Source organism: Stenotrophomonas sp. YJH_SMC_14-1 (assembly GCF_059372275.1).
This window is the reverse complement of record NZ_JCAFVK010000011.1, coordinates 122,572-128,571: the sequence shown is the minus strand read 5'-3', so window position 1 is coordinate 128,571 and position 6,000 is coordinate 122,572. Positions and strand designations below refer to the sequence as shown.

Sequence of the window (6,000 nt, the reverse complement as noted above, 5' to 3'; positions counted from 1 at the left end):
CTCGACTAAACGGCGTCAAACGGGCATTTTTATGGTGGTTCATCCGGGCTCTTTGGGGACTGGATAGGTGTGGTAACCACCATTTTCCAAAGATGCCCCGGATGAACAACCTACCGAGAGATCACAGTTAGTCGACTGCTTCTCGTTCCGACGGCGTAAAACCCCGCGCTACGCGCGCAAGTCGACCAACAGTCGACTCTACCGGTCCGCGTCGTCGGTTTCCGTGGCTGGCCCCGCCCGTCCCGTGGTTCAGTTTTCCAGGGTTCCCCTGCCGTCCAAGCTGCGATACAGTCAAGGGGTGTCCAGCCTGACGACCCCGCATACCCTTTCTTCCGCACGCCGTTGGTGGCGATGGTGGCCCGTTGCCGTCGTCCGCCCCCATAACGCTGTGTCCCGGAAGGAAAGTCGTCTTGAACTCGCACGCTCAGTTTCAGCAGCAGGCCGCTGAAGGCCACACCCACATTCCCGTCGTCCGCGAAGTGCTGTCCGACCTGGACACGCCGCTTTCGGTCTATCTGAAGCTCGCCGACGGCCCCAATACCTACCTGTTTGAATCCGTCGAAGGCGGCGAGCGCTTTGGTCGTTACTCGATCATCGGCCTGCCGGCGCGCCGCGTGTACGCCTTCCACGGCCACACGCTGACCGTGCGAGAAGACGGCCAGGTGGTGGACACCCGCGAGGTCGCCGACCCGTTCGCTGAAGTCGAGGCGCTGCGCAGCGCCCACTCGGTGCCGAAGCTGGAAGGCCTGCCGGGCTTCACCGGTGGCCTGGTCGGCTGGTTCGGCTTCGAGTGCATCGGCTACATCGAACCACGCCTGGCCCCGCCGGCCGGCCGCGATGAGCTGGGCACGCCGGACATCCTGCTGCTGGATTCCAACGAGCTGGCCGTGTTCGACAACCTCAAGGGCCGCCTGTACCTGATCGTGCACGCCGACCCCCGGGTCGAGGGCGCCTTCGAGCAGGCCCAGGCGCGCCTGGATGCGCTGACTGCCAAGCTGCGTGCACCGGGCGCCGGTTATCCCGCACCGCTCAACAGCGATGTGCTGGACGAATCCGATTTCGTTTCCGGGTTCACCCGCGAAGGGTTCGTCGATGCGGTCCAGCGCAGCAAGGAATACATCCGCGCCGGTGACATCTTCCAGGTGGTGCTGAGCCAGCGCCTGAGCGTGCCGTTCAAGGCGCGGCCGGTGGATGTGTACCGCGCGCTGCGTGCACTGAACCCGTCGCCGTACATGTATTTCCTGGATGTCGGCGACCTGCAGGTGGTCGGCTCCTCGCCGGAAATCCTGGTGCGCCTTCAGGATGGCAAAGTCACCGTGCGCCCGATCGCCGGCACCCGCCCGCGTGGCGCCACGCCCGAGCAGGACCTGGCGCTGGAAGCCGAGCTGCTGGCCGACCCGAAGGAACGCGCCGAGCACCTGATGCTGATCGACCTCGGCCGCAACGATGCCGGTCGTGTGTCCAGGGCGGGCACCGTGGAAGTGGGCGAGCAGTTCGTGATCGAGCGCTACAGCCATGTCATGCACATCGTCAGCGAAGTGACCGGGCAGCTGCAGCCGGGCCTGAGCTACGCCGACGTGCTGCGCGCCACCTTCCCGGCAGGCACCGTCAGCGGCGCGCCGAAGATCCGCGCGCTGGAAGTGATCCGCGAGCTGGAACCGATCAAGCGCAATGTCTACGCCGGCAGCATCGGCTACATCGGCTGGCACGGCGATGCCGATACCGCGATCGCGATCCGCACCGCGGTGATCAAGGACGGCCGCCTGTACGTGCAGGCCGGCGCCGGCATCGTCTACGACTCGGACCCGGACAAGGAATGGGACGAGACGATGAACAAGGGCCGCGCGCTGTTCCGCGCCGTCGCCCAGGCCGCCAAGGGCCTGTAAGCCTGCCTCGCCACGGCGCCGCGCCGTGGTCGTTCCGCTGTTCCCGTTCAAGACAAGGAGTACTGCATGAAGCTGCTGAGCGCATTGCTGTGGTCGTCACTGCTGGCCACGATGGCCCCGTCTGCGTGGGCGCAGGCCAATACCATTCCGTCGCAGCCGCACCTGCTGGTGAAGGGCGAGGCGCGTCGCGTGGTGATGCCGGACCGGTTCGGCCTGCAGTTGAACATCGAAGAGACCGACATGGATGCCGACGCCGCGCGCCGCCGCGTGCAGGACAACGTTGCCCGCGTGCTGGCACTGTTCAAGCAGCACAAGGCGGTGGAAGGCAGCGTGCGCGCGGACAACCTGCGGGTCGGTCCTGCCACGCGCTATGAGCAGAACCGGCAGGTTTTCATCGGCACCCGCGTGTCACGCCAACTGCGCGCCAGCTTCGCCAGCGTCCAGCAGATGCAGGACGTGCTGGGGGCGCTGAAGGCCAACGAGAACCTGCAGGTCAGCAGCGTGGCGCCGATGTACTCGGGCGAAGTGGCGCTGCGCCGCGAACTCAAGGGCGAGGCGGCGGCCCAGACCCGCCAGTCTGCGAAGGGCCTGGCCAAGGCCTACGGCACCCAGCTGCGCGGGCTGTACAGCATTTCCGATGTAGCGCCGAACTTTGCCTATGGCGTGCAGGCGGGCAATTGGCCCAGCAGTGGGGATCTGGTAACGCCGCCCTCGCCGCCCGCGCCCGAGGCACCGATGAACAGCATCGAGACCACGGGCTCGCGCCTGCGCGAGTCGGTGGAGGCCGGCCCCATCACCTACACCGAAAACGTGTACGCCATTTTCCTGATAAGCGACGGAACCTGACCATGTTGTGGATGATCGACAACTACGACAGCTTCACCTACAACCTCGTGCAGTACCTGCAGACGCTGGGCGCCGAGGTGAAGGTGGTGCGCAACGATGCAATGAGCGTGGACGAGATTGCCGCGCAGAAGCCCGAGCGCATCGTCATCTCGCCCGGCCCGTGCACGCCCAACGAAGCGGGCGTGTCGCTGGAACTGATCGAGCGCCTGGGCCCGACCACGCCGATCCTCGGCGTGTGCCTGGGCCACCAGGGCATCGGCCAGGTCTACGGCGGCACGGTCATCCGTGCTGGCAACATCATGCACGGCAAGACCTCGCCGATCCGCCATGAAGGCAAGGGCGTGTTCGCCGGCCTGCCGGACCGCTACCAAGCCACCCGCTACCACTCGCTGGTGGTGGACAAGAACAGCCTGCCTGATGTGCTGGAAGTGACCGCCTGGACCGAGAACGACGACGGCTCGATCGAAGAGATCATGGGCCTGCGCCACCGCCAGTTCCCGGTGGAAGGCGTGCAGTTCCACCCCGAGTCCATCCTCACCGAACACGGTCACGCCCTGCTGCGCAATTTCCTGCAGCGCCCGGCGGCCTGATCCAAGGAGCATTCCCATGAGCTTCTCCCCCCAGGAAGCCCTGCATCGCACCATCGAACACCGCGAAATCTTCTTCGACGAAATGGTCGACCTGATGCGGCAGATCATGCGCGGCGATGTCTCGCCGATGATGACCGCCGCCATCCTCACCGGGCTGCGCGTGAAGAAGGAGACCGTGGACGAAATCGCCGCGGCGGCCACCGTGATGCGTGAATTCGCCCGGCCAGTGCCGGTGGCCGATACCTCCAACCTGGTTGACATCGTTGGCACCGGTGGCGATGGCTCGCACACCTTCAACATCTCCACCTGCGCGATGTTCGTCGCTGCTGCTGCAGGCGCGCGCGTGGCCAAGCATGGCAACCGCAGCGTGTCGTCCAAGTCCGGCAGTGCCGATGCGCTGGAAGCGCTGGGCGCGGTGATCGAGCTGCAGCCTGACCAGGTGGCCGCGGCCATCGACCGGACCGGCATCGGCTTCATGTTCGCGCCGATCCATCACCCGTCGATGAAGGTCGTCGCGCCGGTGCGCCGCGAGATGGGCGTGCGCACCATCTTCAACATCCTCGGCCCGCTGACCAACCCGGCCAGTGCACCGTCGGTACTGATGGGCGTGTTCCATCCCGATCTGGTCGGCATCCAGGCGCGCGTGCTGCGCGAACTGGGTACCGAGCGCGCGATGGTGGTCTGGGGCCGTGACAACATGGACGAGATCTCGCTGGGCGCCGGCACCCTGGTCGGCGAACTGCGCGACGGCAAGGTGCGCGAGTACGAGATCCACCCGGAGGACTTCGGCATCGCCATGTCGGCCAGCCGCAACCTGCGCGTGGACGGTCCGGAACAGTCCATCCAGATGCTGCGCGCCGTGCTCGACAACGAGCCGGGCCCGGCGCTGGACATCGTCGCGCTGAATGCCGGTGCCGCCCTGTACGTGGCTGGTGTGGCCAGCGACATCGGAGACGGCCTGGCCCGCGCCCGTGCCGCCATCGCCAATGGCAGCGCCCGCCAGCGCCTGCAGCAGTATGTGGAGACCACCCGCGCGCTGGTTGCCTGAGCGCGCGGTTCAGCCTCACCCTCTCGATGGCCGATAATGGCCGTCCTCACCGCCCCCCGCACCGACCCGAAGACGATGAGCGACATCCTGCAGACGATCCTGGCCCGCAAGGCCGAAGAAGTGGCCCAGCGCCGCGCCCAGCGCCCGCTCGAGGCGCTGCAGGCCGCCGTGGCCAGCGCCCCGCCGGTACGTGGCTTCGTGCGCGCGCTGCAGGCGGCGGTGGCCAATGGCGACCCGGCGGTGATTGCCGAGGTGAAGAAGGCCAGCCCCTCCAAGGGCGTGATCCGCCCGGATTTCCGCCCGGCCGACATCGCCGTCAGCTACGAGTTCGGTGGCGCCAGCTGCCTGTCGGTGCTGACCGACGTGGACTTCTTCCAGGGCGCCGACGCCTATCTGCAGCAGGCCCGCGAAGCCTGCACGCTGCCGGTGCTGCGCAAGGATTTCGTCATCGACGCCTACCAGGTGTACGAGGCGCGCGTGCTGGGCGCCGACTGCATCCTGCTGATCGTCGCCGCGCTGGACGATACCCAGCTGGCCACGTTGTCCGAGCTGGCGCTGTCGCTGGGCATGGACGTGCTGGTGGAAGTGCATGACATCGACGAACTGGAGCGCGCGCTGCAGGTGCCGGCGCCGATGATCGGCATCAACAACCGCAACCTGCGCACCTTCGAGGTGTCGCTGCAGACCACGCTGGACATGCAGCAGGCGGTGCCGCGTGACCGCCTGCTGGTCACCGAGAGTGGCATCCTCGGCCCGCAGGACGTCGCGCTGATGCGCGATGCCGGCATCCATGCATTCCTGGTCGGCGAGGCCTTCATGCGCGTGGAAGAGCCGGGCGAGGGCCTGCGTCAGCTATTCTTCGCGGCATGACAACGCACTATCCGACGCCGCGCGACGATGCGCCGCTGGTGGTCTTCGATTTCGACCACACCCTCTACGACGGCGATTCGGGCACCCATCTGTTCGCCTCGCTGATCAAGCGCAACCCGCTGCGCATGCTGGCCGCGCTGCTGGTCACGCCGATCGCCGGGCCGTTGGTGGCGATGCTGCCGACCCGCCGAACGGGTATTTCGGTCTACGTGTGGATCGGCAGCTTCGGCCTGCACCGTGCGCGCGATTTCAACAAGGTGATCGATGCCTACGTGCTGCGCAACGAGGCGCAGATGCGCGCCAAGCTGCTGCCACAGGCGCTGGAGGTGTTCGCCGCGCACCGTGCCAAGGGCGACCGTGTAGTGGTCGCCACCGGCGCGCCGCCGGAACTGGCCCGCGCCATCCTGGCGTTCGTTGCCCACCAGGACGTGCCGGTGATCGGCACCGAGGTCGGCCCGCGACTGGGCGGCGTCGGCCCGACCCGCCATTGCCACAACGAAGAAAAGATGCGCATGCTGCGCGAGCGCGGCTACGGCAATATCGACATCGCCTACTCCGACAGCACCGCCGACCTGCCGTTGCTGCTGGCCGCCAAGGCGCCGGTGGTGGTGAACCCGAAGCGATCCAGGGTGGACTTCTTCCGCCGCGTGCTGCCGGCCGGCACCCGCATCCTCAACTGGGGCTGCGTGGACCGCGGCGGCGACAAGGCGTAGCCCGGGGCCGGATCCCGTCCGGGGCCTGACCCCATCGCACGATGACG

The 6,000-nt window shown here is 67.0% G+C and carries 6 protein-coding genes; all 6 read left to right on the top strand.

Annotated features, from left to right (window positions below; genetic code table 11):
- Positions 1 to 410: 410 nt before the first annotated feature.
- The 6 genes from trpE to AC5P9P_RS18950 all read left to right on the top strand — a co-directional run bounded on the left by trpE (position 411) and on the right by AC5P9P_RS18950 (position 5,953).
- Entirely contained in the window at positions 411 to 1,886 is a 1,476-nt protein-coding gene (gene trpE, locus AC5P9P_RS18975) for an anthranilate synthase component I (RefSeq protein ID WP_033833582.1), read from the top strand.
- Positions 1,887 to 1,952: 66 nt separating this feature from the next.
- Positions 1,953 to 2,732, top strand: coding sequence for an SIMPL domain-containing protein (locus AC5P9P_RS18970; protein ID WP_033833581.1), 780 nt, complete (start codon positions 1,953 to 1,955; stop codon positions 2,730 to 2,732).
- Between the two features lie 2 nt (positions 2,733 to 2,734).
- Positions 2,735 to 3,322, top strand: a complete 588-nt coding sequence (locus AC5P9P_RS18965; protein WP_005414697.1) for an anthranilate synthase component II — start codon at positions 2,735 to 2,737, stop codon at positions 3,320 to 3,322.
- A gap of 16 nt (positions 3,323 to 3,338) precedes the next feature.
- Positions 3,339 to 4,370 (top strand): anthranilate phosphoribosyltransferase, encoded by a 1,032-nt coding sequence (gene trpD / locus AC5P9P_RS18960; RefSeq protein WP_005411320.1) that lies wholly within the window; start codon positions 3,339 to 3,341, stop codon positions 4,368 to 4,370.
- Between the two features lie 75 nt (positions 4,371 to 4,445).
- Positions 4,446 to 5,240 carry an indole-3-glycerol phosphate synthase TrpC gene (trpC, locus tag AC5P9P_RS18955; protein WP_049432395.1) on the top strand — a complete coding sequence of 265 codons (795 nt, stop codon included), beginning with the start codon at positions 4,446 to 4,448 and terminating at the stop codon, positions 5,238 to 5,240.
- Positions 5,237 to 5,953: a haloacid dehalogenase-like hydrolase gene (locus AC5P9P_RS18950; protein ID WP_005411318.1), complete on the top strand. Its 717-nt coding sequence runs from the start codon at positions 5,237 to 5,239 to the stop codon at positions 5,951 to 5,953. The genes trpC and AC5P9P_RS18950 overlap by 4 nt, the downstream gene beginning before the upstream one ends.
- The last annotated feature ends 47 nt before the right edge of the window (positions 5,954 to 6,000 follow it).